Annotated in this window: 19 protein-coding genes and 1 pseudogene; 2 read left to right on the top strand and 18 right to left on the bottom strand. The window is 53.8% G+C overall.

The genetic code is table 11. The annotated features are described in order from the left end of the window. Positions 1 to 48: 48 nt before the first annotated feature. Together B212_RS32780 and B212_RS0129425 are read right to left on the bottom strand one after the other, a co-directional pair. A complete protein-coding gene (locus B212_RS32780; protein ID WP_019914942.1) occupies positions 49 to 2148 on the bottom strand; it encodes a molybdopterin-containing oxidoreductase family protein in 2100 nt (699 codons plus the stop codon). A 315-nt stretch (positions 2149 to 2463) separates the two neighbouring features. Continuing rightward, the gene (locus B212_RS0129425; RefSeq protein WP_019914941.1) at positions 2464 to 3291 is read right to left on the bottom strand and encodes a formate/nitrite transporter family protein; all 828 of its coding nucleotides are present in this window, start codon (positions 3289 to 3291) and stop codon (positions 2464 to 2466) included. 317 nt (positions 3292 to 3608) lie between these two features. Between B212_RS0129425 and B212_RS35990 the strand changes: the two are divergent. Continuing rightward, a pseudogene (locus tag B212_RS35990) lies at positions 3609 to 3818 on the top strand (S-layer homology domain-containing protein); the annotation flags it as partial. Between the two features lie 545 nt (positions 3819 to 4363). On the opposite strand, the gene B212_RS35620 reads toward B212_RS35990, so the two are convergent. Next, positions 4364 to 5176 (bottom strand): hypothetical protein, encoded by an 813-nt coding sequence (locus tag B212_RS35620; RefSeq protein ID WP_232231517.1) that lies wholly within the window; start codon positions 5174 to 5176, stop codon positions 4364 to 4366. On the opposite strand from B212_RS35620, the gene B212_RS35615 reads away from it, so the two are divergent. Continuing rightward, a complete protein-coding gene (locus tag B212_RS35615) occupies positions 5169 to 6770 on the top strand; it encodes a DUF3863 domain-containing protein (protein ID WP_019914937.1) in 1602 nt (533 codons plus the stop codon). The genes B212_RS35620 and B212_RS35615 overlap by 8 nt on opposite strands. Positions 6771 to 6861: 91 nt before the next feature. Here the strand turns inward: B212_RS35615 and ltrA (B212_RS0129400) are convergent, their stop codons facing one another. From ltrA (B212_RS0129400) to B212_RS0129330, 15 genes are all read right to left on the bottom strand, one after another. Then, positions 6862 to 8262: a group II intron reverse transcriptase/maturase gene (gene ltrA, locus B212_RS0129400; protein ID WP_019914354.1), complete on the bottom strand. Its 1401-nt coding sequence runs from the start codon at positions 8260 to 8262 to the stop codon at positions 6862 to 6864. 166 nt (positions 8263 to 8428) lie between these two features. Beyond that, the gene (ltrA, locus tag B212_RS0129395) at positions 8429 to 9685 is read right to left on the bottom strand and encodes a group II intron reverse transcriptase/maturase (protein WP_019910324.1); all 1257 of its coding nucleotides are present in this window, start codon (positions 9683 to 9685) and stop codon (positions 8429 to 8431) included. 1106 nt (positions 9686 to 10791) lie between these two features. Continuing rightward, a complete protein-coding gene (locus tag B212_RS0129390; protein ID WP_019914936.1) occupies positions 10792 to 12156 on the bottom strand; it encodes an FAD-dependent oxidoreductase in 1365 nt (454 codons plus the stop codon). A gap of 360 nt (positions 12157 to 12516) precedes the next feature. Then, positions 12517 to 14151, bottom strand: coding sequence for a formate--tetrahydrofolate ligase (locus tag B212_RS0129385; RefSeq protein WP_019914935.1), 1635 nt, complete (start codon positions 14149 to 14151; stop codon positions 12517 to 12519). Positions 14152 to 14379: 228 nt separating this feature from the next. Continuing rightward, positions 14380 to 14856: a glutathione peroxidase gene (locus tag B212_RS0129380; RefSeq protein ID WP_019914933.1), complete on the bottom strand. Its 477-nt coding sequence runs from the start codon at positions 14854 to 14856 to the stop codon at positions 14380 to 14382. A 114-nt stretch (positions 14857 to 14970) separates the two neighbouring features. After that, a complete protein-coding gene (locus B212_RS0129375) occupies positions 14971 to 15987 on the bottom strand; it encodes an LLM class flavin-dependent oxidoreductase (protein ID WP_019914932.1) in 1017 nt (338 codons plus the stop codon). 263 nt (positions 15988 to 16250) lie between these two features. After that, the gene (locus B212_RS0129370; RefSeq protein WP_019914931.1) at positions 16251 to 17822 is read right to left on the bottom strand and encodes an FAD-dependent oxidoreductase; all 1572 of its coding nucleotides are present in this window, start codon (positions 17820 to 17822) and stop codon (positions 16251 to 16253) included. Positions 17823 to 18414: 592 nt separating this feature from the next. Then, positions 18415 to 19338 carry a M15 family metallopeptidase gene (locus B212_RS0129365; RefSeq protein WP_019914930.1) on the bottom strand — a complete coding sequence of 308 codons (924 nt, stop codon included), beginning with the start codon at positions 19336 to 19338 and terminating at the stop codon, positions 18415 to 18417. Between the two features lie 119 nt (positions 19339 to 19457). Beyond that, positions 19458 to 21239, bottom strand: a complete 1782-nt coding sequence (locus B212_RS0129360) for a DEAD/DEAH box helicase (protein WP_028531107.1) — start codon at positions 21237 to 21239, stop codon at positions 19458 to 19460. A 212-nt stretch (positions 21240 to 21451) separates the two neighbouring features. Continuing rightward, positions 21452 to 23122, bottom strand: a complete 1671-nt coding sequence (locus B212_RS0129355) for an ABC1 kinase family protein (RefSeq protein WP_019914928.1) — start codon at positions 23120 to 23122, stop codon at positions 21452 to 21454. Continuing rightward, positions 23123 to 23470: a phasin family protein gene (locus B212_RS0129350; protein WP_019914927.1), complete on the bottom strand. Its 348-nt coding sequence runs from the start codon at positions 23468 to 23470 to the stop codon at positions 23123 to 23125. 98 nt (positions 23471 to 23568) lie between these two features. Then, positions 23569 to 24201, bottom strand: coding sequence for a ThuA domain-containing protein (locus B212_RS0129345; protein WP_019914926.1), 633 nt, complete (start codon positions 24199 to 24201; stop codon positions 23569 to 23571). Between the two features lie 144 nt (positions 24202 to 24345). After that, positions 24346 to 25158 (bottom strand): uroporphyrinogen-III synthase, encoded by an 813-nt coding sequence (locus B212_RS0129340; RefSeq protein WP_019914925.1) that lies wholly within the window; start codon positions 25156 to 25158, stop codon positions 24346 to 24348. Between the two features lie 154 nt (positions 25159 to 25312). Continuing rightward, positions 25313 to 25714 (bottom strand): Fur family transcriptional regulator, encoded by a 402-nt coding sequence (locus tag B212_RS0129335; protein WP_019914924.1) that lies wholly within the window; start codon positions 25712 to 25714, stop codon positions 25313 to 25315. Between the two features lie 28 nt (positions 25715 to 25742). Beyond that, positions 25743 to 26063, bottom strand: a complete 321-nt coding sequence (locus tag B212_RS0129330) for a hypothetical protein (protein ID WP_019914923.1) — start codon at positions 26061 to 26063, stop codon at positions 25743 to 25745. Positions 26064 to 26082 lie beyond the last annotated feature (19 nt).

The raw sequence follows: 26082 nt of genomic DNA, 5'->3' as shown, positions 1-26082 counted from the left end.
CCAGTATCATCCGAAAATAGGGTCAAGGCAAGTATACGAATTACCGCTTTATCGCGTTATCATATCATAATCATGTGGCTCCACGCTTCGCTTCACTTCAACCGTACCCGAGAAAAAGGTCGCCCCATTCCCCATATCGCTGAGCCGGTCCGGTGTAAGCACATTTACTCTCTGTCTGCGTCCCTTGCCTTCCCACCACAGCCCCTGGCTGATCACTGTACCCGGCAGCATCTTGTCCGTCACCACTGCCCATAGCTCAATTGAGCCTCTGGCGTTATATACGGTCAGTTCATCGCCATCCCCGATCCCCCGTGCCGCCGCATCCTCAGGGTGGATCTGCAGCGTTGGCCGCTTCTCCATCCGCTGGTGCTTCTCGATATTGGCGAAATTAGAGTTCAAGAAATTATGATTCGGCGGAGAAATGAACATCAGCGGATAATCCGCTCCCGGCTGCGGCCGCCGTACACCGTCATACCCTTCCTTCAGCGGCATATATGTAGGCAGCGCAGGTAATCCGGCGAGCTGCATAGCCTTGGAATACAGCTCTATCTTACCTGACGGTGTCGGAAGGTTCTTCAGATAATCCGCCTGCGGAGTCATGTCCAGCTTCACGAACCGCTCGTTAAGCAGCCGTTCCAGCGTAACGCCATTCAGATATGGGTTGCGCGGGTAATCCAGTGCCTTGCGGATCATCTCATATTCAGACTCGCTGAAGGCTTCCGCGTCGAAGCCCATCGCCCGGCCCAGCAGCGCGAAGACCTCCACGTTGCTTTTGCATTCTCCCGGCGCTTCAAGCACAGGCTCCTGAAGCTGGATGTAGTGGTGCCAGTACGATGAATACAGATCAACATTCTCGAAGGAAGTGGTCGCCGGCAGCACGATATCGGCATACAGTGCCGTGTCGGTCATGAAGAGATCATGTACAACCGTAAAAAGATCCTCGCGCGCGAATCCTGCGCGCACCCGGTCGGCATTGGGAGCTACAACAACGGGATTGCTGCAGTAGACGAACATCCCCATTACCGGCTGCTCCTTCATCTCCAGCGCCTCACCGATCCGGTTCATATTAATCATCCGTGTCCCCCGGTTCGGGCGAAGATCCGGGCGGGTCAGCGCCCGGTCATTCATGGAGTTATAGCCGCTATTTGATTTGACCGCTCCGCCTCCGGTCTTCAGCCATGCTCCGGTAAGCGCCGGAAGGCACGTGATGCTGCGGACATTCATGCCGCCGTTATCATGGTGCTGCAGACCGTTGCCAATGTGAATATGTGAAACCTTGGCTTCGCCGTACATTTTGGCGAGCTTCTCTATGTCGTCCGCTGCGATGCCTGTGATCTCTGCAACCCGCTGGGGCGGATAGGCAAGCACATGCTCCCGCAGCTCCTGATGGCCTATCGTATACTGCTCAAGAAATGCATCATCCGTCATTCCATCCCGGAACAGAATATGCATCAGTCCCAGTGCCAGCGCCGAATCCGTGCCCGGATACAGCGGCAGGAACCAGTCTGCCCACTGGGCCGTACGGTTGCGGTGCACATCAATGACAACCACCTTCGCACCCCGTTTGCGGGCTTGCTCAGCGTACACCACCTGGTGCATGTTGGTGCTGATAATATTGCCGCCCCAGACAATGATCAGATCGGCATTCACCGTATCCTCAGGACTTGTCCCGCCGCCAAAGCCCATCGTATATTTCCAGCCTGCCGTTCCCGCCGAATTACAGATAGCCCGTTCCAGGCGGCTTGCCCCGAGCGCGTTGAAGAACCGCCGGTCCATCCCTTCCACGCTAAGCACGCCCATATTGCCGTAGAAGCTGTACGGAAGGATGCTCTCGGGTCCATATTCTACTGACAGCTTCTTGAAGCGGCCGGCAATTTCGCTGATTGCCTCCTCCCAACTGATCGGCTCAAAAGAACCGCTGCCTTTCGGGCCTACACGGCGCAGCGGGTGAAGCAGGCGTTCCGGGTGATGCACCCGCTCTGCCATATTCCGCACCTTGTTGCAGATAGCCGCCTTGGTGACTGGATGCTCGGGATTCCCCTCTACCTTAATAATTTTGCCATCGTGCTTATGCACCAGGAGTCCGCATGTATCGGGGCAATCCAGTGGACATACCGCCGGAAAAATCCCATCTCCGCTGAAGCTCATTGACTGCAGACCTCCCTTGTCGATTGAATAGTTATATTTTATAGCTGCAATGGATTCGAGTAAAGAAAGGAAGCAGAACCTTGATTCGTTGCCATTATTCCCGGGTAATAGGGCTTATGAAACACTCCCTATAAACTCGCCTGAATTCGCCGTGAGCCCGATTTCGTTCCCCCGAGTCGGAAAGCACGGCGAATTTTGCGTCCGCAGACAATCCTTCACCAAGTGGAAACATATAACCTTATATATAAAAACACTCCCCGGAAAATTCCGAAGAGTGTCTCTATCATTATCCCAGCCCAAGCGGGCCGGGAATATTTATGCGTGTTTCTTCACACCGGCAGCGGAGATGCCTTCCACAGATGGAGCAGCCGCTGGCGCTTTGCGCAGATAAGCCATCCAGTAAGCGAATGCGACGAAGATTGCACCGCCCGTGAGATTGCCCAGCCAGACCGGAGCAAAGTTGCCGAAATATTGGCTCCAGGTGAAGTGTCCTTCAAATATAGCAGCAGGAATAAGGAACATGTTGGCTACAACGTGCTGGAAGCCGATGGCCACAAATGCCATGGTCGGGAACCAGATCCCGAGAATTTTTCCGCTGAAATTATCCGCTCCGTAAGAGAGCCATACCGCCAAAGCAACCAGCCAGTTACAACCTATACCGGAGATAAAAGCCTGCAGAAAGCTGGCATCAATCTTGTGGCCAGCCATATCAACGAGTTTTTCCAGGTATACGCCGTCCGAAGTGAGGCCTACGACGTGGCCGAAGAAATAAGCGACGAACAAGGCACCTGCCAAGTTACTGATTGTAATCAGCACCAGGTTCTTAACGACTTCCCAGAAAGAAATTTTCTTCGCCATAAAGGCAAGCGGCACCGCCATCATATTTCCTGTCAGCAGTTCCCCGCCAGCCAGCAGCACCAGAACCAGTCCTACCGGGAAAACAGCAGCTCCGATAAAGTTGGCGATAGAACCCCATTCCTTCGGCGCGCCTGCAATAACGCGAATATCCAGCAAAAATCCGAGCGCAATGAACGCTCCCCCCAGAAAGCCTAGAATAAGTACGGTGCTGAGCGGATTGTGTGCCTTCTTGATTCCGTTCTCCACCGTGACTTCGGCAATCCCCTGCGGTTTGTTATAAGCCATGATTCCTATCCCCTTCTAATTACTTAAAATTTGTTCCTTTATGCCATTGTAGCGCGTCAACTATCACATTTACGTGATAATTGTCACTACTACGAAAACCAAGTGAAAATTTTCACTGACATGTCATATTTAACACGGACATAAATTGTGATCAGATAAACTGAAAATATTAAATGTTTGTTACATTTACAAAATCCCATGTAACATATTTCCTCATTCACCTCCTGACACGCTAAATAATCGGCCCAATTGCACCGATATCTGAGTAAAGGAGGTGACAAGCTGTTCCCATAATAACTGAAAAAGGTGCACACATCATGATGAATAACCCACGACGAATCATCCTGGTTCTGCTATGCCTGATCTTATTCGGAGCTACTGCAGTCCCTTCGGCCGTAAAGGCCGAGCGCAATCCATTTGTGGATATAGAACACAGCTATGCTCGTCAAGAAATTATTAACCTGTTCTCCAGAGGGATCATCCAAGGATATGGTAATTCAAAGTTTAAGCCTTTGCAGCCGATTACCCTCGCAGAGATGGGTTCCTTGATGTCCAGGGCATTATCTGTTTCCAATCCTAACACGGAATATCCGCTAACAACAGACCAAATACCGGATTGGGCCTCCCCCTCCATACGTTTGCTCTTGTCCGCAGGCATCCTGCAGGACCAGACGATAGACAGGAGGAGTACAATTACCCGCGAGAGCTTGGCAATATGGTATATACAGGCCCTTGGTCTGAATGACCTGATCCAGCAACAAGGGCATATGCCTACGTTTAAGGATGCTTCTTCTATTTCGGAAAAAGCCCGGGCAAGCGTCTGGGTGGCCCAACAGCTTCAACTGTTCCAAGGAGATGGACAGCACCGGTTCAACCCGAAGCAATGGGTCGACCGCCAGAGCGCAGCTAAAGTAACTGCTCAAGCTTACCTTTTGATTAAGGAGCCCTCGCGGATACAAGACCTGCTCGAGCAAGGAAAAGGATTACCGGAAGGTAAGTCAATGGAGCAATTGCCGGAGGAATCCGAAGTTCCCAAAGGTGTACCATTAGGAAATGCGGACATTACATATCCTCAAAATCCGGTTATTACTGATTTTCCAACAGCAACTCCTGTTCCATCGGCTTCACCTGCACCAACACCGGTTCCACCTGCTTCACCTGCACCAACACCAGCTCCACCCGTTTCACCTGCACCAACACCAGATCCACCTGCTTCACCTGCACCAACACCAGCTCCACCCGTTTCACCTGCACCAACACCAGATCCACCTGCTTCACCTGTACCAACAGCAGTTCCTGCTCCATCCGCTTCACCTACACCAATAGCAACTCCTGTTCCATCGGCTTCACCTACACCAATAGCAACTCCTGTTCCATCGGCTTCACCTACACCAACAGCAGCTCCTGCTCCATCCGCTTCACCTGTACCAACAGCAACACTAGCTCCATCGGCTTCACCTACACCAACAGCAACACTAGCTCCATCGGCTTCACCTACACCAACAGCAACACTAGCTCCATCCGCTTCACCTACACCAACAGCAACACTAGCTCCATCCGCTTCACCTGTACCAACAGCAACACTAGCTCCATCCGCTTCACCTGTACCAACAGCAACTCCTGTTCCATCCGCTTCACCTGTACCAACAGCAACACTAGCTCCATCGGCTTCACCTACACCAACAGCAACACTAGCTCCATCCGCTTCACCTACACCAACAGCAACACTAGCTCCATCCGCTTCACCTACACCAACAGCAACACCAGATCCAACTGCTTCACCTGTTCCAACAGCAACACTAGCTCCATCCGCTTCACCTACACCAACAGCAACACCAGATCCAACTGCTTCACCTGTTCCAACAGCAACTCCGCCAGTGTACAAAGCAGTTGATTCTATTCATACCACTACCGATTCAATTGATGCTTCATTCAATGTATCTGTGGATCATTGGAAGCTGGCTTACGTGACCTTGGATGTCTATGGTGAAGAAATTACACCGGAGTTTTTGCCGCCGGACCTTAAAGTCTCGATTACTGATGATTACGCTGTACTGGCACCGGATGGGACGGTAGCTAACTTTTATAACATCCCGGCTCCGGGCACTGTTATTCATGGCAGCGTTCTGCTCAGTTCCGAGCTTGCAGACTTCAGTGTCCCTGGCACCTTCGAGCTATTGGTTAAGCAGCCTCAATACAGCTCAGCAGCATCTTACTTCACCGTATCATTGCTGCTTGAAGATACCGGAGCGAATGCTACAACAATAGCTGAAATGGAGACTATGCGGAATTCCCTCGCAACCATTGACCCTAATTTGCGGGTGACCTGGGCTATGGACAGCCGGTTCGTATTCGATGAAGCACAACGCCCTCAACTGCAAAAGGTGCTTGAGTATGTTGATCTTTATGGAGATGAGGTAGGGATCGTATCGGGTTATCCCAATGACAATTACAGTCTGTCCCAATGGATTGCTGAGATGAATTCGTGGCTGTACATGTACAGGTATAATGCGCTCAATTACCTCCACCAGGGGGGAACCAACGGAGACAGCTCCGTATGGCTGAGCATACCTGACAAGTATCGTCCCAAATCATTGTCTACCTATGCCATCAATCCCGAGCAGGCGGCCTGGTTAAAAGACAATTTCCAGATCGACGCCTTCATGGGGTGGGCGGCAACACAGGTTAACGTAGGCCAATTGTCTGCTGAGGGATCACCGCTGATGCCTTATTGGGCGCATACCGCTAACCCGATGCTGCCCGCACAGGATGCGGCTACAAACAGCGGCAATGTATTTATGAATTCACTCAGCATTGATCCCATCGGCTCCCGTTACACTTCAGGTGCATCCAGATGGACTCTGCATCCGGCGGACCCGTATGTAAGCGAGATGAAGGCAGAACCCCAGTTGCACCTGGCCTCCCAATATCTCAATAATCCTTATCGCAACCAAAATACGGTCAATTACCTCTCACTGGTGATTGGCACCAATTGGGTGCTCAGATCGCCCGGCCTGAACGCGACCTGGCAGGATTTCATCAGCAGGTTCCCGAAAGATGCTAATGTAAAAGTATTGGGCATCCATGATCTGGCGGAAATCTACAAAACAAGAAGTGCCAGCAGTAATGAGCACTCCGAATTCACCCTGATGTTCCGGGGCTCAGGCTATACCACGGCCAGTGGAGAGAATTCCCCAGCGGATCTGCGCTATCTGTGGACCGAAACTGCAACAGAGCGTATTATCCTTGCCAAGAAAGACGGTGACCCAACCTGGAGCATCATTGATTTCACCGATTATTCCAAAACCCCTGTCGCTAATCTTCCATATACGCACAATGGGGCAGCGGACGATATTAGCTACATTACAGGGAGAAACTACAAATTGACTCCCACAGCTCCATTAACCTCAACAGAAATCGAACGTATCCGTGCACGGCTGGATGTTCTGAATTTTCATGAGGAGGTCAGCTACCAATAGCCGGTATAAACCAGGATCGGATAGGAGGCTATCCATTAGTTGGATAGCCGACCTTCCACACCACCGTACGTACCGTTCGGTATACGGCGGTTCAACCGCTTGAGTGCAATTGACGTAAACGCTCGTACTGGGCAGGGAAGTCATAATACCCTGCCTGTGCGAGCCTTTCATTTGTTACAGAGCGACTCAGTACTGCGCTTCCTGCTATTCGCCAGTAGCCCAGACGTGTATTTCCCCATTGGTACGCTTGCCACTCCGGTATCCCCAGCTTTCGCAGGTTCTGCACCTTCGTTCTTGGCTTCTTCCACTGTTTCCAGATGTACATCCGTATCCGCCTTCGCAGCCATTCATTCCAGCTTTGCACGTTTCGCTTCATGTCCGCTACGTAGAAATAGCCGATCCAACCGCGAATGTAGGCCTTCACGTTCTCCATGACCTGCCGCGCATTCCTGCCCTGGTTTCGGCTCGTTAGCTCTTTCAGCTTCTTCTTTGCCTTGGCGAGCGATTGACGGTGTACGCGAATGTATACGCCGTTTCCATTCTTTCCGAGCGCAAAGCCGAGAAATTTGAAATGCTTTTGTGCCACAGCGCTGACCACCTTGCTCTTCTGCGCATTCATCTGGAGCTTTAGCCGGTTTTCCAGAACTCTCCGGCTGGATTCCAAAAGCCGCATCGCCGCCCGTTTGCTCTTCGCAAGCAGCACGATGTCATCCGCATAGCGGATGACCTTCACGCCTCGTCTTTCCATCTCCTGGTCGAATTCGTTCAGATAGATGTTCGCGAGTAGGGGCGACAGCGGCCCGCCCTGAGGCGAGCCTTCTTTCGTTTCGCGGCGTACTCCGTTTTCCATGACTCCGCTTTTCAGGTACTTTTTAATCAGCTCCGTTACGCGTTTATCTTGGATTTGTTTACGCAGGAGATTCATCAGCAGCTCATGGTTCAACGTGTCGAAATATTTCGAGAGGTCGATTTCTACGGCTTGGCCATATCCCTGCTCCACATCAGCTTTTACTTTGCGGATGGCTTGCTGCGCGCTCCTCCCTGGGCGGTAGCCGTAGCTTCCCTCTGAGAAGAGCGGTTCAAATAGCGGTTGCAGTTGCTGGGCAATCGCTTGCTGGATGATTCGGTCTACCACCGTGGGAATACCGAGTTTTCGGACTCCACTTCCATCTGGTTTGGGGATTTCCTTGCGTCGCACCGGGCTTGGTTTGTACCTTCCATCCCGGATGCTTTGCAAAAACTCGTCTCTGTTTTCACGCAGCCAAGGCAGCGCTTCCTCCACGGTCATCCCGTCGATTCCCGGTGCTCCGTGGTTGCGTTTGACCTGCTTGTAGGCGCGGTTCAGGTTGTCCCTGTCCAGTATCGCTTCCATCAGGTCGTTTGCACCGTCCCTTTCTCTACGTTCCCGAATGTCGGCACTCCGCGCTCCCGCATACTCTTCGCGCTCCACGCTATCCCTTTGCGGGCAGCCCTCTCGGTATTCTGCTTTCATTGCGCCGATTCTCCTTTCCGTATGTACTCAAGACTTACGATTGTTCAGCCCTTCCCGAAAAAAAAAAAATTCCCGGTGTAGAGTCGAAGGAGGTCGGCTTGCGCCTTCCTCCGTCCGCTCGATCAAACGGATCGTGCAGTTTTCCCGCAATCCGCTTTCCTTCATGTCACCCTTTGGGTGCAGTTCGTAGGTTCAAATCCGGGATTAATGACAAGAGATTTACCAATCTGTACTTGGAGTAGAGAATGGATTCCGGCAGTCTTTTCCACCCCGCGTTGCGCCAGCGTTTGAACCGATGACTCCATATCCGCCTTATGATCCAGCGTTGGAGTCGGTTGAAAAGCTTTCTCACGTGGGCTTTCCGGAAATAATTGCCCCACCCTCGTATGACGGGGTTTATGGAGTCGATGAGTTCAAAAACGGTTATCGGGATGCGTCTATGCGTTCGGGCTCGAATGGTGTCCATGAACGATTGGATGGACTTGTCTTTGGGGTAGGCGTAGATATTCATCTTCGATTGCTTCTTTACCTTTTCCCGTTGCAGCGACAAGCCTTTTCCCCGTTTGAGCTTGTAGCCCAGAAACTCGAATCCCCACTTGATGTGGGTGATCTTTGTTTTATCCGGGTGAAGGGTCAGCCCGAGCGATTCCAGAATGATTCTTGCGTCCCGGAGCGCCCGCGCAGCTTCCGCTTGCGTCTTGCAGAGCACCACCCAATCGTCAGCGAAGCGCGTCAGTCGGTACCCTCTGTCCGTCATTTCATGGTCGAACCGATTCAGGTAAATGTTACTAAACAGCGGACTCACTACACTACCTTGCGGCGTGCCGCTCGGTGTCGCGTATTTCTTCCCACCTTCCATGTACCCGGCTTCGAGCATTTGTCTGACCAATTTGAGAATTCTACCATCGCTTACTTGCTCCGCAATCCTGTCGACCAGCGGTTCGTGATGAACCGTCCCAAAGAAATCCCGCAGGTCTGCGTCCACAATCCATTCGCACCCGTCCATCATCTCGCGGTAAATCTTCCGCATCGCTTGGTGCGTTGACCTACCCGGACGGTATCCGAAACTGCATTCACTGAACAAGGGTTCAAAGATAGGTTCCAGCCTGTTTTTCAGCGCTTGCTGGCAGACTCTGTCCCTTATCGCCGGGATGCCGAGCGGACGCTTCTCGTTTGGCTTCCCCTTCTTGGAAATGTGAATTCGTTTGACCGGCATCGGTCGGTACATCCCTTGCTTCAGTTCTTCGTGCAGTTGTTCTAGCTCCGCCTCGGCTACGGCTTGGAAGGCCGGGATGGTGACCTTGTCAGTTCCACCACTGCCTCCGTTTGCCCTCACTGTTTCCCATGCCATTTCCAGATTTGTTCGGTGATACACCTTGTCGATTAATGAATGAACCTTTCGTCCTGTGCCTTCTGCTTTCATACGCTTCGTATCCTCCGCCTGCAAGTTTTGGGTCTTTCACTTAGGGAATATTCCTCCCTTGCCGCTTACTCGCGAAACTCATGCCAGTTCCGGTCTCCATAAAGCGAGCCGCCTTCCCCTTCTAATTCACCTTTTGAGTGAACAGAAGCCAGTCACACCAAGGTGACTGATCCGGACGTTTCTGTTGTTCGTCCGTTCTTAAGTAGTACGCGGCTCTCCGACTTCTCGCCGTGCGTCCGGTGTACATTTCGGGGTTTCCTTATAGTACCCGTTACCGAAACTGCCGCGCATTCTCTGAAGCGGCGGGCGCGGCGCGACCGCTTCGACTTTGTTTAACCACTCGTCCTGCAAGTGCATTCGTTTCAGACACGACGAGATCTCCGTGGGTCACATCGTCATCTTCAGTACCATGCCGCCCGCACACACCTTGGTGCGATGGGTGGACTAGAACGCCTTCGTCTCCATAGTGCAGACTCGACCTTGCCCCATCTTTGGCCGACCGGTTCGCGAGTTCGGGTAGCCCCGTTTCACTACGGCCTGGTACTTCTCCTCAAGCCCTTCAGACTCTGCCTCGCGGCAGACGCCCTGCCCTCCGGTAAAAAAAAAATTACCGGCCCCCGAGGCGTTACCCCCGAGTTTGGATATGAGCCCCCTAGTCCGGTGCTCAGCGGGACTTTAACCCACCTGATGATCGTGCTGCCACGCACGCACTATGGCCTCTGCTGACTTCTCACAGCAAGCTTTACTCCGTCTTTCGAAGGGTCTACTTGACGTCTGTGAGATCTCCCCGGGTAAGAGCGATAACCTTCCCCTCATCTATCTGCCACATCTACATCATGGGATTCGGGCAGTATTGGACTTCGCTTTGTTAGGCAAGCTCGTCCGTCCCACCATGCCTTGTATGTGATTTCTGTTCGTCAGACCGAGGGTTTGCCTCCGGCTTCCTTCAGATTCCGCCTCGCGGCGGACACCCTTGCCTTCAGCTAACAGTTCCTACTGCCAAGCCTGTAGTGGACTCTCACCACCGAGTTATCGCCCATGCCGGGCGCACCTAGACAAACAACGCCCTGTCCAAGTGGACAGGGCGTTGTTTGGTCTGCAAAAGCTTATACAGTCACTGGTTCCTTAACAGCCACATTCTTAGGCAATGCCTGCAGTCCCGCGGTGTTCAAGAAATTCCACGGTTTGTTGTAATGAGGCTGGAAGAAGAAATCAATGAACGCTAGCTGGTCTACGGTCATTCGATTTTGAATGCATACTGACACGGTGTTGATCGACTGCGTCAGATCCATTTTGGACATGATCTGTGCGCCGAGAATACGGCGGGTGGCACGGTCGAACACCACTTTTAGCTGCACCTGCTCATGGGTAGGCATGAACTCCGGACGGTAGTTATCGGTAATCATCACGCTTTCGGTATCCATGCCTTCAGCCTTGGCCGCATCCTCCGTCAGTCCCGTTCCGGCAATATTATCTTCGTAAATCTTAATTCCCGAGGTTCCCTGCGTACCCATGTAAGGGATCGTCTGCGATACCAGATTGCGGGCAACCAGCGTACCCATACGCACTGCATTTGTTGCCAGCGGAATGTAGGCATGCTTACCGGTAGGATTATAATGAATGGCACAACTGTCACCGGCAGCAAAGACATCCGGGCGGCTCGTCTGCATATAGTCATTGACGATAATCGCTCCGTTAGGCAGCATATCCACTTGCCCTTTCAGCAGCTCGGTATTTGGACGGAACCCGATGCACAGGATCACCAAATCCGTCTCATGCTCGCCCTTGCTTGTAATCACCTTGGTCACTTTACCATTCTCACCAACAAAAGAGCTGACCTTCTCCCCCAGTGCCAGAGTAATACCGTGATCCTCCAGCGATTGCTGTATCGGGGTGGTGAATTCTTCATCCAGATACTTGCTCAGAATACGATCTTCGCCATCAATCAGCGTAACCTGCTTGCCGTTCATTTGAAAAGCCTCCACCAGTTCAACCCCGATATATCCGGCGCCGACAACGGTGATTCTGTTAACATGCTGCGCTCTTTCGATGATGGTGTTGGAGTGGTTATAATTCTTCGAAAGAAGAATACCATCAAGCTCCATGCCTTCCAGCTTCGGAACAATCGGCCAGGAACCGGTAGTCATGATCAGCTTGTCATAGGAGTCATCGAATTCCTGGCCTGTCGCCAGGTTTCGGGCCCGCAGGGTTTTGCGGTCTGTATCAACCTGGATCACCTCATGACGCATGTTCGTTTTGACACCAAGCTCGGCCAGCTTTTCCGGCGAGGAATAGAACAAGCCTTGCGGGTCCTTGACTACTCCGCCTACATAAAGAGCGATACCGCATGACAGGAAAGAAATATTATCATTGCGTTCGTACACTGTAATCTCGGCATCAGGGTAGAGCTGAGCGGTGTTAACAATTGCGGCGGTTCCGGCATGGGTACATCCAATGACTGCTACTTTCATGGTTTCTTCCTCCTCCAAATTGAGCATTTCATTTATTTTTCTTTATCTGTGATTTTTTTCACTTCATGTGATGATTATATTGTGATTAATATCACAACACAAGCTTTTTTTGTGATTTTTCTCACAATGTTCACAAATGATTAAAATTTAAGATTACCCTGATGATCTATTGCTGCTGTTTAGTTTTCCCCGGAGGGAGCACATTATGTCTGTCTGCGGCAGGAAGGGACAGGGAATGCAACATAGGAAGTAGCGAAGATCCGTTGTAAAGCGAAGCTAATTGAAGGTATTATGGGAGAAAAAAACGCGACAACGCTGGATCAGTACCGCAGCATTGTCGCGTCTATATTTTGTGAACAGCTATTCCAGGCCGAAAATCACGCCATCCTCGTCAACATGCAGTCCTTCTGCAGCCGGCTTGGCCGGAAGACCAGGCATAGTGACCATATTGCCGGTGATCACCACAGCGAAGCCCGCTCCAAGGGACAGGGTTATATCTCTCACACCCACCGTGAAGCCTTCCGGCGCTCCAAGCAGCCGTGGCTGATCAGAAAAGGAGTATGGTGTTTTGGCCATGCAAACCTGCAGCTTCTGGAGGCCAAGCTTCTCAATGGAATTGAGGCTGCGCTTTGCCGCAGGGGAGAAAACCACATCAGCGCCACGGTAGATTTCGGTGACGATTTTTTGGATTTTAGCCTGAATATCCAGGTTATCTTCATACAAGGGGGCATACTCTGAGCGTTCTGTCTGCTCCAGCAGCTTCTTCAGCTCCTCAGCCACTTCAAGCCCTCCGGCACTGCCTTCCGCCCAGACCTTGGAGATAGCCGCAGGCACACCCAAGCGCCGGCACGCATCCAGCACGTCGTTAATCTCGCCTGGTGTATCCCCTTCGAAATGATTGACCGCAACCAGCACAGGCACGCCGAATTTGCCCAAATTCTCAATATGGCGCTCCATGTTCGAGATGCCGGAAAGCAGTGCTGTCCGGTTTTCGGTATGCAGCTCATCCTTGCGGACACCACCGTTGTATTTCAGCGATTTCACCGTTACTACCAGCACTGCCGCTGCGGGGGTAAGTCCGGCCTGGCGGCACTTGATGTCCATGAACTTCTCAGCGCCCAGATCCGCGCCGAAGCCCGCCTCAGTTATCACCACATCGCCAAGCTTCAGTGCATAACGGGTTCCAATCACGCTGCTGCAGCCATGAGCAATGTTGGCAAAAGGACCGCCATGCACAATCACCGGTGTTCCTTCGAGCGTCTGCACCAGATTCGGCTTCACCGCTTCCTTCAGCAGCGCAGTCATTGCTTCCACCGCCCCGATGTCCTTAGCCGTTACCGGCGCACCCAACTGGTCATACCCGATCAGCATGCGGCTGAGGCGTCTTTTGAGATCGGCCAGATTGTCGCACAGGCACAGCACCGCCATAATTTCCGAAGCTGTCGTAATCTGAAACCCGCTCTCCCGCACCGTTCCGTTGCCATCACCAAGCCCGGTCACAATATTCCGCAGGCTGCGGTCATTCATATCCATTACCCGTTTCCAGACAATGCGCTGCGGATCTAGCCCCAATGCGTTGCCCTGGAAAATGTGATTGTCGATCATAGCCGACAGCAGATTGTGCGCGGAAGTCACCGCATGGATATCCCCTGTAAAATGAAGATTGATCTCGTCCGCCGGAACGATCTGCGCCTTGCCCCCGCCGGTTGCTCCACCCTTCATGCCCAGACATGGCCCGAGCGAAGGCTCGCGGAGTGCAGCAACTGTCTTAACGCCTGCCGCATTCATCGCCTGGGACAGCCCGATTGTCGTCAGTGTCTTGCCTTCGCCTGCCGGGGTGGGATTGACCGCGGTAACCAGCACCAGCTTACCATCCGGCTTATGCTTAAGCTCATCCCAAAGGGATGGCGACAGCTTGCTTTTGTATTTGCCGTACAGCTCCAGATGCTCCTCACTAATACCTGCTGCCGATGCCACCTCTGTAATTAACCTCATACCGTTTTAAAACCCTCCTGCCGTTATTATCCTGCTTCATTCTGCACTTTATGCAATTCACCAAGTTATACATTCCTCTTCAAAGGATACAGTGTCTTGAAAAAGCGTCAAGGATTAATTTCATACAGCAGGAATTAAAAACAAATCCCCCCGAAGCGCCGCTTAAGCAAATGCCGCGTTTCGGGAGGATTTTTCGATTGGACCAGGACAAGCGCTTGCCGCAGATTTTTACAGCAGGGCTTCGATCTGTTCCTTCATGCTTTCGGGTGATTCCTTCGGCTCTACGCGGGCTACTACATTACCGGTGCGGTCTACAAGAAACTTCGTGAAGTTCCACTGAATGTCGCTGCTCTCGCCCGTACCCGGCTGCTGGGTCTTCAAATATTGAAAAAGGGGACTTGACTCCGGCCCATTCACATCTACTTTGGCAAAGATAGGAAACTTAACGCCATAGTTAATCTGGCAAAATTCCTCCGCTTCCTCACTAGTCCCCGGCTCTTGCCCGGCAAACTGGTTGCAGGGAAAGCCGAGCACCACAAGCCCCTGATCTCCATACTGCTCATAGAGCTTCTGCAAATCCCCATATTGCGGTGTTAGTCCGCATTTGCTGGCCGTGTTGGCGATCAGCAGCACCTTGCCCTCGTAATCCTTGAATGGCTGTTCTTTACCCGAAGGGGCAACTCCTGAAAAGCTGTAGATGGACATCCTGAATCCTTCCTTTCGTCAGCGGATTGATTACGGCTGTGTGAAGTGTATTCCTTCCTTCATCTTACCTCATCCCCGGCAGAATAGAAAATTCAGGTATCGTGCTTCCAAAAGCTAACCGCCAGCTCCCCTTCGGGTCAACCCGCAGGCTTCCGCAATTAGCCGGAGGGATTTCAGCTTATCCTCAAAGCTATGCATAACAGTAGCAAACATAATCTCGTCGCATGAATACTTTTCTGTGAGCGCTATAAACTGCTGGCGAACCTCCTCTGGAGAGCCGGTCACCATCCGGCGGCGGTTGTCCGAGATAAGGAATCGGTCATACGGCGTGTACTTATAGTTCAGCGCGGTTTCTACCGAAGGCGTGCCGGTCGAGACATGGCCTTTCTCCAGCAGAACCAGCGAAAGCTCCATACTGGAAGCCAGCCGGCCGGCTTCTTCTGAAGTCTCGGCGCAGGCGGCGAACACGGCAACCAGCGAACGCGGGGCCGCCGCAGGAGAAGGGCGGAAGCTGCCCCGGTAGTCCTGTACCGCTTCCTTGCCTCCGTCACCGTTAATGAACTGGGCAAAAGCAAAGCCGGTACCCAGCCTGGCGGAGAGGGCAGCACTGTCCCTGCTTGAGCCGAGCAGCCAAATTTCCGGCGCTGAGCTTATGGAAGGAGTGGCTTCAAGTCCGGCAAAACGGTGGGAAGAATCCGCTGCGCCGTGCAGATAGGTGATAAGGTCTCTGATTTGCAGTTCATAGAACTCCGCACCGCCTGTCCGATTCTCCTGAAGCGCCCTAGCGGCAAGTGCCCCGCCTCCCGGTGCTCTGCCCAACCCGAGATCAATACGCCCGGGGTACAGGGCTTCAAGGAGACGGAAGTTCTCCGCCACCTTGTAGGCACTGTAATGTGGAAGAAGTACAGCTCCCGAGCCAATGCGGATGGTGGACGTTACTGCCGCCAGATGTGCCATCAGCACCTCCGGGCTAGAGCCGGCCAGTCCGCGTGCACCGTGATGCTCCGATACCCAGAAACGGTGGTAGCCCAGCCTTTCCGCTTCCCTGGCCAGGCTTGCCGTCTGGGCTAAAGCCTCAGCGGGCGTACTGCCCTCGGAGACCGGCGATTGATCCAGAATACTCAATTTCATATGATCAGCCACTCCAATGATGAGATTTTGATTGCTGCATCCATATCGTTCCTCCATTATATCACCGTACAGCAGGTATTCTGCATCTGCACCGGCTTGGGTGCGGGGTGAAATGGCTTGGGGTAGCTTGGAACGGCTTAGGAGTCACTTAAGATCAGCTTGGGGGCGGCTTGGGGCGGCTTAGGAGTCACTTAAGATCAGCTTGGGTACGGCGGGGCGTAGCCCAGAGTGAGCTTAGCAATGCCCCGCACCCCCAGTTTCGCTTAGACGGCTCCGATGGACGGCCATTCCAGCTCGAAGCCGTTATTGCGGAGACGCGTTTGGAAGCTCTTCAGTTGCTCCGGCGAATTGCGCACCTCCCGGGGCTTTATCTTGTTATCCAAGCAGAAGGCAGCCAGCATTCCGGCAGCTTCCCCAATGTTCCATTCCACGGGATGAAGCCGGTAGCAACCGTTGGTAATATGTGTTGTGCCTATGTTTTTGGCGGCTGGGATCAAGTTATTGACCCGAACCGGTATAAGCGCACCGAGCGGAATCTGAAAAGGCAGTGAAGGAATATCTATGAAGGTCCGCAGCGCCGTGCTGGGATGCAGGTCAATCCGGTAGCTGCCGATGCCAATCGTATCTGTGTATTTCTCGGCTTGGCCGTCCGGGCGATCGACAGGGCTGAGATGCTGCTCCAGAATGGTGAATTCCGCGCGAATCCGGCGGCTTTCACGAATATACGGAGCCTGCGCAAGACCGTCCGGCGCCCCCGTAACATCGGGCCGCGGACGTAATCCAGGATAGCCGGTGCCCCCGTCCTTGCGGGGAGCCTCCGTCTGCATCCAGTACAGCAGGGAGAGGCTGAGCTGCTTCGCACTCTCCAGATGACGCCGTCTTTCTTCTGGAGAGACATCAATGATCGACCCCAGCCAGTAGTCATTTTGCGGCCAGTTGACGACACTGATATCCTCCTTATAGGTTCCCGGCTGAAAATTGCTCCGATCCGCCAGTCTGCGGTAAGTAAACAGGGGGTTCGCCCCTTCGGCCGGCAGAAGCACATAAGTGACAGGTGCAAGCGTTGACGGTGAAGTAACCGTCCAGCTAAGCTGCTTGGCAGGCCAGAAGTCTGCCTGATAGTTCTTCCAGAACTCATATTCCTTCGGTTTGTTAATCGTGAAGTTTTCGCCTTCTGTATAATCCACTGCCAGACAATGCGTAAACGCCTGCATATCCTGTGGATTAGCTGGCCCAGCGAGTGCGTGTCTTTCTCCGGTCTCAGAGGCTGACTCCGCACCCGTTACATATTCCACGCCTGCCAGCGGGAGCACATCTCCTTCTTCCGTCGCATCCAGAAAATAGCCGCCGGTCAGAACCAGATGCTCCCCGTTCCCCCCGCATACAGTCACAGAAATGACGTCGTCTCCATCCGTCTCCGCATGTACAGGCTTATATCCATTCCAAATCTGCAGCCGTCCGCTGTGCACATAGGGAGCCAGCATATCCCTAAGTACAGCCAGCGCGGTGCGCGGCTCATGGGAGAGCCTGCTGACCCAGGCGTTGCCGGGGTTAAAGGCAGCACGGGCACGAGCCTGCTCGGTGAGCGGAAACATCCTGCGGTAGTAGTCCCGCACTGAATTCCGGTAAGTCCGGTAGCTTGCCGTACATCCGAACTGCTCAATCCAGCGGTTCTCATCCGGCGGAACCACCTGACTGGTCAACTGTCCGCCAATCCAATCATAAGCTTCAGTCATTACAACCGATTTGCCTGATCTCGCTGCCCCCAGTGCAGCCGCACAGCCGCCCGTTCCACCGCCGATAATAACTACATCCGCTTGAATATGCTTTATCATCCCAGTTCTCCTCCATACTGAACAAAATTATAGCTCTACACTTATAAGTAATTTTAATTGATGGATTTACAACCTGGTTGTGCCGCTGAGCTGGCTATGAGGCGGATCAGTCCTGTCCTTCGGACGAATCGGGCCAATAACAAAAAAAGACTGCAACCGCTTGTTAACGGATTGCAGTGCTTTTTATTTGTTCAAGGAAACCCTATAGATCGGTCAGACTCCAATTATGTTGGAGCCCATTGTAACGGACTGAGCCGCTCTTACTTCTACAGGAAGTCCTTGTTCCGCAAGTGAACGGACTCCAGAGCCGTTATGGGCGGATATGCACCCCGGATATACCTGCCCAAGAGGCGATAAGGACTTTACGGTCCGCTAGCTCGGGTAAATGTATCTCTTAAGGGATAGTAACGGCTTTACGGTCCGTTAAGGCTCAAGAGGATGGATATCAACGAATCCCTCTCCTGAACTACAAAGACCCTGGCCTAAGCCACAGAGTTACAACTGAGTTATACTTCAGGATATCCAACCCTTCCCGCAGTTACAGCCAGGCCCACCTGTGAAAAGCTAAAGCTCAGCCTATATCGTTGATATTTTACTTAGACACCGGAATGGCATCGGAATAATACTCTTCGAGTGTAATTCCTTTCTCGGTAATCGCAGCGGCAATATCCTTGCCTACATAGCGGACGTGCCAAGGCTCGTACATATATCCGGTGATATCCTGCTTGCCTTCGGGATAACGGATAATGAAGCCGTATTCCGCCGCATGCGCTGCGAGCCAGTCCGCTTCCGGTGTTCCGGCGAAGCAGCTCTCCGCAGCGCATTTGCCGTCCGTACCGGACAGGTCGATGGCAAGACCGGTCTGATGCTCGCTGTGTCCGGGAACAGCGCTGTAGGTGCGGGCCTTTTCTTCGCCGTCTTTAGCCACATAATTGTTGAATAATCTGGTCTGGGTGGCTTCGGATCGGTACCCGGAAACTCCGGCCAGATGAACGCCGTCCTTCTTCGCTCCCGCGAACATTTCCTCCAAGGCTCTGGCGGCAACGCGGCGCAGCATCCGCTTCTCGATTTTCTCGGAGAAGATGAACCGCACATCGGGATAGACCAGATCCGACGGCTTATAGCTGTCAGGCAGCCCAAACTGCTTGTTGACCATAACTGCTATGTTGTCAGGTTCGACGGTATAATTGACCTCATTATCTCCCGGGCTAGATGTCCCCGATGGTTTATCTGTAGCTGCGGGAGAAGGTTCAATATTTGCGGCGTTGTCCTGCGAACCCGGATTCTCGGGAGAGGACCCGCTGCTGTTGTTCGAACTAGAATCATCTGGATTGTTAACCGCCCCATTTGTAGACTCTCCTGCCGGACTGGGCTGAGCCTGAGCATCGTTGCCTTCGCCGGCGGCGGCCCCATTCTCCTGCGAAGCCGAGGGCGAGGGTGCAGTATATTTACCAATTCCCCAGCCGACAGCAATCACGACGATGAGCAAGATCACAATTTTGGCGCTCTTAGACATATGCTGTTGCTTCCTCCTAAAAGATGTACTCCATCCTTCTGTTCTCTTTATCTATTAGACAGGCCATAGGGCCAAAATGTTTCACTTTCCCGAAACAAAGGTAGCAGCGTCTCACGTCTTTATCTGGATGAGCCGCGGCCCCCGCGTGATCCGCCGGAACTACGGCCGCCACGCGGCGATGCACTGCCTCCGCCGCTGCGCCCGCCGAAGCCGGAACCGCCTTTGCCGCCCTTGGCGCCGCCGCGTGACCCGCCGCCTCCTTTGGGGGCTGACGCACCCCAGCCGCCAGCGTCATTACTGCGGGCCACGTTGGCTCTGTGCTTGGGGCTGGCCTGAGCTCCGCCCGGATTGTATCCGCCGCCGGAGCCGGCCCCCTTGGAGGCTCCGTAGCTGAAGCCCCCGGCTTCTGCGCCACGGGTTACATTGGCGCTGTAGCCGCTGCTGGGTCCGCCCTTGGAACCGGCGGACCCTTTGCCTGGCTTCGCCGCGCCTTTGCCGGCATAGCCGCCGTCTCTTGGCGCAGCAGCCGCGCTGTAGGCGCTGCGCTTGCCGCCGCCCGCCTCGGCGCGGCTGCGGCCCTCTGCAGGCGCGCCCCAGCCGCCTGCTTCCTTAGCGCGGCCGCGTCCGCCCGGCCGCGCTCCGGCTTCGGCGCGCGGAGCTCCGCCGCTGCGCCCCTGGCTGCGGCCGCCGCGTCCGGCACGCGCCGCTTCAGGCGCGGCGTTCTGGCGTCCGCCGCGCGGCGAACCGCCGCCTTGCACGGAGATGAATTCGCCTACGCCGAATTCATCCTTCTCGTAGCGGCGGCGGTCCAGCCGCTGGGAAATGCCGTGCTCGATCACGTCGAGCCCGGCGCGGTCCCGCGGCGAGGCAAACGTGACCGCCAGGCCTTTGCCTCCGGCGCGGCCGGTGCGGCCGATCCGGTGGATATAGCTGTCCGCATCCAGCGGCAGGTCATAGTTGAAGACGTGGGTGATGCCTTCCACGTCGAGACCACGGGCGGCAACGTCCGTGGCTACGAGCAGTTGCAGCTTCGCATCGCGGAACCGCTTCATGACCGCTTCGCGTTTGCCCTGGGACAAATCGCCATGCAGCTCGTCCGATTCATAGCCTGCGGCCTGCAGCGCTTCATTCAGCTTCGAGACGCGGCGCTTCGTGCGGCAGAAAATAATCGCCAAATACGGCCGGTCCCGCTCGATCAGCCCGATCAGCGCTTCTTCCTTGTTGCGGTCCGAGCATTCCAAGACCTGCTGGCGGATATTGTCCAGCGGAATCGGCGAGCCGCTCTTAATTACGATATCCAGCGGTTCTTTCATATAGTTGCTGGCCAGCCGTTTGATCGGATCAGGCATCGTTGCCGAGAACAGCATCGTCTGGCGGCGGTAAGGCACAGCCGTAATAATGGTTTCCACGTCTTCCAGAAAGCCCATATGCAGCATCTGGTCGGCTTCGTCCAGAACAAGCATTTTGACGCCGGTAAGATCCAGTGTTCCCCTCCGCATATGATCCAGCAGTCTGCCCGGCGTGCCGATGATAAGATGTCTGCCGCCTTCAAGCTTGCGGAGCTGCTTCTCCACATCCTGTCCGCCGTATACCGCAAGGATCTTCACCCCGGTATGCCGCGCCAGCTTGCGAGCTTCCTCGGTAATCTGCAGCGCCAGCTCCCGTGTCGGAGCCATAATCAATGCCTGGGGATAGGCCTGCTCCACGCGGATCTTGTCCAAAATCGGCAGCAGGAAGGCCAGTGTCTTCCCTGTTCCCGTCTTGGCTCTCGCAATAACGTCCAGTCCCTGCACCAGCGGTGGAATCGCTTCCGCCTGCACCGGTGTCGGTTTTGCAATACCCTGTCCTTGAAGCAACCCGTTCAAACTTTCCGAAACTCCTAATTCCTTAAAACCCGGCAATGTCTCCACCTCACTATTTTCTTTAGTTGTGCTCAATTCTGATAACTTATAGGCATTCACTTTTTTGTATTCAAACAAAAGCGGAAGAACCCCGTCACCGGAGCCCTTCCGTCCCACATGCGCCCTTTATCGCCTAATCCTTTATATTGTACTTGATCCGGCGGCTTTTGTGTGCATCTGCCGAAGAAAATTTATTGCCCTGCATAGATCAGCTAGAATCTGCCCGATTTAAATATTGAGAACAGCAGCCACAGAATCATCAGGAGCGCAATCAAAGAACCTATCTCAACGATTGGAAAATCCCACAGCAGCGAAGGCTCGCCGCGCAGGGAGGAGGCGATGATCAGCCCCGCCATAATAATGCTGAAGGCGAGCAATACGATACTGAAGGACAGGCGGTTGCCGACCCGGCTGAGCTTCTGGTCAATTTCCTTAAGCTCGGGCAGCCCGATCTCCACCTTCAGCTTGCCCTTGCTGATCAGGGAAGAGAGCTGCCTGGCCTGGGCGGGAAGCTCGACCAGGCTTTCAGCAAGATCGGCCACCCCGCCGAGGATTTTGCGCTGCAGGCGGCTGCCGCTGAAGCGCTGCCGCACCAGCCGCCGGCCAAAAGGCTCAGCCATCTGCACAATGCTGAAGTTCGGATCAAGGTTGCTGACAACGCCCTCCAGCGTCAGCATCGTTTTGCCCAGCATAGCCAAATCCGGCGGAATGACCAGCCTGTGCTTGCGGGCGATGGCGAATAAATCGTTCAGCGCCTTGCCGATGCTGATCTGATTGAACGGAATATCATAATAGGCCTCGCGCAGCCGGTCCATATCATCATGCAGCGCCATCCGGTCGGCTTCCTCAGGGGTGACGCCCAGCCGCAGAATAGCCCGTACCATCGAATCGGTATTCTTGCGCATCAGGGCAATAATAAGCGCGGACAGGCTGTCCTTCATCTCTTCACTGAGCCGTCCCACCATGCCGAAATCAATCAGCGCCAGCTTGCCGTTTTCAAGCAGCATGACATTGCCGGGATGGGGATCAGCGTGAAAGAACCCGTGAATAAAAATCTGGTTCAGCATCATTTCCACAAGCTGCTGGGCCGCAGCCTTAAGCTTCACGCCCTTCTCCAGCAGCTCCTCGCGGCGGTTCAGCGTAATGCCCTCCATGTATTCCATCGTCAGAACACGTGTGGAGCTGAAATCCCAATAAATAGCCGGAATATATACCTTATCATGTTCGGATAGCTGGCCGGTAATACGCTCCGCATTGCGTCCTTCCTGGCCGTAATCCAGCTCAGCCAGCAGCGCACGGGAGAATTCCTCCACCATCCGCGTCAGCTCGTATTGCTTCGCCCAGTCCATTCTTCTTTCGGCCAAGGCGCTTAAATCCTGAAGAATCTCCAAATCCCGTGTCATGGTCCGCATGACGCCGGGACGCTGTATTTTGACCGCCACACGTTGTCCGCCATGCAGCACGGCCCGGTGGACCTGACCGATGGAAGCAGCGGCGAGCGGTGTATTCTCAAAGTCACTGAAAATTTCATCAATTGGCTGATCAAGCTCCTGCTCCAGGATATTCCGCGCAGTCTCCGCCGAGAATGGCGGCACGCTGTCCTGCAGCTTCACCAGCTCCTGAATGATAGAATCGGGGAGCAGATCGGAGCGGGTGCTGGCTAACTGGCCCAGCTTCACAAAGGTTGGACCCAGATCCTCCAGCACCCGGCGAATCCGCTCCCCGAGCGTAAGACTTTCGTGAGCCTCCTGGGTGATAATCCGGCGCGGAAGCGACAGAAGATGATAGAGGCCGAGTTCCTCCACCATATAGCCGAAGCCATGACGCATGAGCGCCATGGCAATCGACCGGTACCGTCCGGCATGTCTTATGCGTACTGCCATTTATTCCGTACGCGTTTCCGGCAATATCTCTTCCACGGGAGGAGTGCCCTCCAGCTCAGCTACACGGCGCTCCAAAACGGCAATCCGCGCTTCCAGCTCGGCTACATCACTCTGAACAGGAACCTTAAGCTCCTTCAGCACACGCTGAACCTGCTCTTGTACAGCGGATTTGAATGCCCCGCGTTCTTCCTCCCCGCGCTCCACCAACCGGTCAACAAGCGCTTTGGACTCCGAGGGGGCAAGCTCGCCTTTTTTCACCAGTTCCTCTACTACCTTCTCTACCTTTTCCTTGCTGACAATGGTGAGGCCCACTCCTAAAGAGATCGCTTTCTTGAACAAGTCGCTCATAGCTCTTTCCTCCCAAAGATTCCAGTTATGGATAAAGTATAACCCTTGACGGGCAATTTCTCAAAGCCGAGCTTCAAACGGCGGTTCATCTAAAAAAATTATCTGGGAATCCGTGCGGCCCAGGTAGCCGCCCCGAGAATCAGCTTGCGGATTGCAGGATGCATAAAGGATGGTTCATGATGGCCAGGCATCAGAACAACCACCCGTCCAAGCCCGTAGCTGTGGCACCAGGCTGCCGGCAGCATTTCACCGTCTGATTCATACTGGAGCAGAATCGTCTTCTCCGTAAAGAGATCAAAATCAAAGTGGTAAGGCTCTTCATCCAGCTTGAAATCCTCAATGCCTTCCGTAATATCATGCTCCAGAACTTTGAAATTCAGCGGCGCATAAGGCGGATGCCCGGTAAAGCGGCCGCCGATCAGTTGGGCCAGCTCATACCGTTTGGCGAGCGAGATGCCGGTATGCAGCACAATCAGGCCGCCCCCGCCGCTCACATAGCTAAGCAGCCCTGCGGTCTGCTGGGGAGACACGGTCTCATTCCATAATTCGTTATATGCGATGCACAGATCATAGCCGGCCAAGTGCTCGCTCAGCAGCAGCTTTTTATTCTCCGAGCACTGAACTGTCAGCAGATCGTTCAGAATCTCACTAATTTGTTTGTCCACGCCCTGCAACGGATGGAAGCGGGGGTGGGTGTAATCACCCAAAAGCAGACATTTTCTCTTGTCCATCGGGTTCCTCCTCCTTCTTTCTGTATCTATGATTGTGTATTGTTGCCTATTACTCTAAGTAGAACGGCCGGGAATGTCCACTCCAGGCAATATAAATGTCCGTTCCCAGGAGAAAAAATGACTACGACAGACCGGAGCCGGGGATCAGCGGTGCACAGCCACGTACCGTCCAAGCTCCACGAACATGCTCCCCATCCGTTCGTGCTCCGGCATAACAATCCGTGTAATCCCTTCCTCCTTCAAGGATTCCGAGGTGATTCGTCCTACCGAGACAGCCAGCACCCTGTCTTCAAAGGCCTGCACGAGTTCCTTCAGCTTGCCTTGCTCCCGGGCATATTGAGCCAGGAACCGGAATTGCGGCGCACTTGTAAAGGCTACGGCATCAACCCTGCCTTCCGTAATTTCAGCGAACAGCCGGGCAAGTGCCCCGGGCTCCGGCGGCGTATGAAGGTATGGCTGCACCTCGCGGACGGATGCGCCGGTTTCTTTCAGCCAGGCGACCAGACGCGGTGCGGGATCGCCATGCAGTTGCAGCACGACTGATTTGCCGCGCAGCTCCCAGCCCTGGAGTCCGCGGATTAACCCCGAAGTACTGCCGTCATCATCGCGCACCTCAGGCTGCAGTCCCCGCTTCTTGAGCGCATTGACCGTCTTATAGCCGCGCGCAGCGATTGGCGAGCCGGAGAGGACCTCCAGGAAACGCTCCTCCAGATTCATTTGGGCGGCCATCGCAAACAGCGCATCCAGCCCCATCCCTGTTGTCACAATAGCCAGATCAGGCGGATGCGAAGTCCATGAGGCGAGTCCTTCCCGCAGCGCTTCATCATCCAGAAACACCGTGCCCTGGGCCGGACGGTGCAGCGCCGTACCTCCCATATTCTGCACCAGCTTCGCCATTTCCTCTGATTTGCGCGGACCCGCAAGGGCCACGGTAATTCCGTGCAATTGCTCTGCCATGTCCTTCTTCTCCCCTTCTTCAGCCCAGACATTATTGTTAATCAGTATACTTGTAATGGACGGAAAAAGAAAAGGCAAAAAGACCGTTTTATGAAAACGGCCTTTACTGATATGTTTATTTTTTTCCGGGTCTGTGGTCGCACTTTACCTTCTGTTAGCGCGGGTTTCCGCTCTTGCTTTTGCAGGCCGGACATACCCCTCCGAACACTACATGCGCATGGGAGAGGGTATACCCTGTCTCCTCGGCCACCTTGTTCATCCAATCCTGCGGCACCTCGCTCATAACCTCATCCACCGCCCCGCACACCTCGCACAGGATATGCTGATGGTCATCCAGACGGGCGTCATATCTGCTCGCGGCCTCACCCAGCTTCAGTTCACGGATCAACTGTTTGTCTGAAAGATAACGCAGCGAGTTGTATACCGTCCCATAGGCCAGATTGTGGCCCTGCTCTACCAGCCGGTTCATGACCTCCGCAGCGGTGGGATGATCATGAGAATTCCGGAGGATATCATACACAGCTTGACGCTGAGAGGTTAAATTCAGGGTTTTCATCGTTATCATCCTTTTATTTGCTTTTAGATCAAGTATAAATCCTAATTTCAATAGCGTCAATCGAGTGCTTTCCGCTGCCGGCACCCTTCATCTGAAGCAGTTGCACCGCAGCCTGGCGGCGGGTTTCTTTTGCAAGAACAGTGGAAATAAATAAAGGTGAAACTAAATAAACTGAATTAAGATTTACCAAATCGGCTTTGATCGTGACTGCGGAGAATGTTTGGACTTCCTGATTTAAACCGCTCGCGGTAGAAATCCAAACATAGCTTATGCTTACGATGCCAGCTTTCCTGCGGAAAGCTCTCAGGCGGACGCGTTCGCTCCGTAAGTATTCAAAATCCGCCGCCATCACTCCCGCCTTTGTATAT

It is taken from the genome of Paenibacillus sp. HW567, from assembly GCF_000374185.1.
Lineage (GTDB): Bacteria > Bacillota > Bacilli > Paenibacillales > Paenibacillaceae > Paenibacillus_AQ.
Note: the sequence above shows the minus strand (reverse complement) of the source record. Positions and strands in the feature narration are given on the sequence as shown.

Bases quoted from the DNA above. Each gene is read 5' to 3' on its own strand.
- B212_RS32780 (WP_019914942.1), bottom strand. From the start codon at position 2,148: ATGAGCTTCAGCGGAGATGGGATTTTTCCGGCGGTATGTCCACTGGAT.
- B212_RS0129425 (WP_019914941.1), bottom strand. From the start codon at position 3,291: ATGGCTTATAACAAACCGCAGGGGATTGCCGAAGTCACGGTGGAGAAC.
- ltrA (WP_019914354.1), bottom strand. From the start codon at position 8,262: ATGAAAGCAGAATACCGAGAGGGCTGCCCGCAAAGGGATAGCGTGGAG.
- ltrA (WP_019910324.1), bottom strand. From the start codon at position 9,685: ATGAAAGCAGAAGGCACAGGACGAAAGGTTCATTCATTAATCGACAAG.
- B212_RS0129390 (WP_019914936.1), bottom strand. From the start codon at position 12,156: ATGAAAGTAGCAGTCATTGGATGTACCCATGCCGGAACCGCCGCAATT.
- B212_RS0129385 (WP_019914935.1), bottom strand. From the start codon at position 14,151: ATGAGGTTAATTACAGAGGTGGCATCGGCAGCAGGTATTAGTGAGGAG.
- B212_RS0129380 (WP_019914933.1), bottom strand. From the start codon at position 14,856: ATGTCCATCTACAGCTTTTCAGGAGTTGCCCCTTCGGGTAAAGAACAG.
- B212_RS0129375 (WP_019914932.1), bottom strand. From the start codon at position 15,987: ATGAAATTGAGTATTCTGGATCAATCGCCGGTCTCCGAGGGCAGTACG.
- B212_RS0129370 (WP_019914931.1), bottom strand. From the start codon at position 17,822: ATGATAAAGCATATTCAAGCGGATGTAGTTATTATCGGCGGTGGAACG.
- B212_RS0129365 (WP_019914930.1), bottom strand. From the start codon at position 19,338: ATGTCTAAGAGCGCCAAAATTGTGATCTTGCTCATCGTCGTGATTGCT.
- B212_RS0129355 (WP_019914928.1), bottom strand. From the start codon at position 23,122: ATGGCAGTACGCATAAGACATGCCGGACGGTACCGGTCGATTGCCATG.
- B212_RS0129350 (WP_019914927.1), bottom strand. From the start codon at position 23,470: ATGAGCGACTTGTTCAAGAAAGCGATCTCTTTAGGAGTGGGCCTCACC.
- B212_RS0129345 (WP_019914926.1), bottom strand. From the start codon at position 24,201: ATGGACAAGAGAAAATGTCTGCTTTTGGGTGATTACACCCACCCCCGC.
- B212_RS0129340 (WP_019914925.1), bottom strand. From the start codon at position 25,158: ATGGCAGAGCAATTGCACGGAATTACCGTGGCCCTTGCGGGTCCGCGC.
- B212_RS0129335 (WP_019914924.1), bottom strand. From the start codon at position 25,714: ATGAAAACCCTGAATTTAACCTCTCAGCGTCAAGCTGTGTATGATATC.
- B212_RS0129330 (WP_019914923.1), bottom strand. From the start codon at position 26,063: ATGGCGGCGGATTTTGAATACTTACGGAGCGAACGCGTCCGCCTGAGA.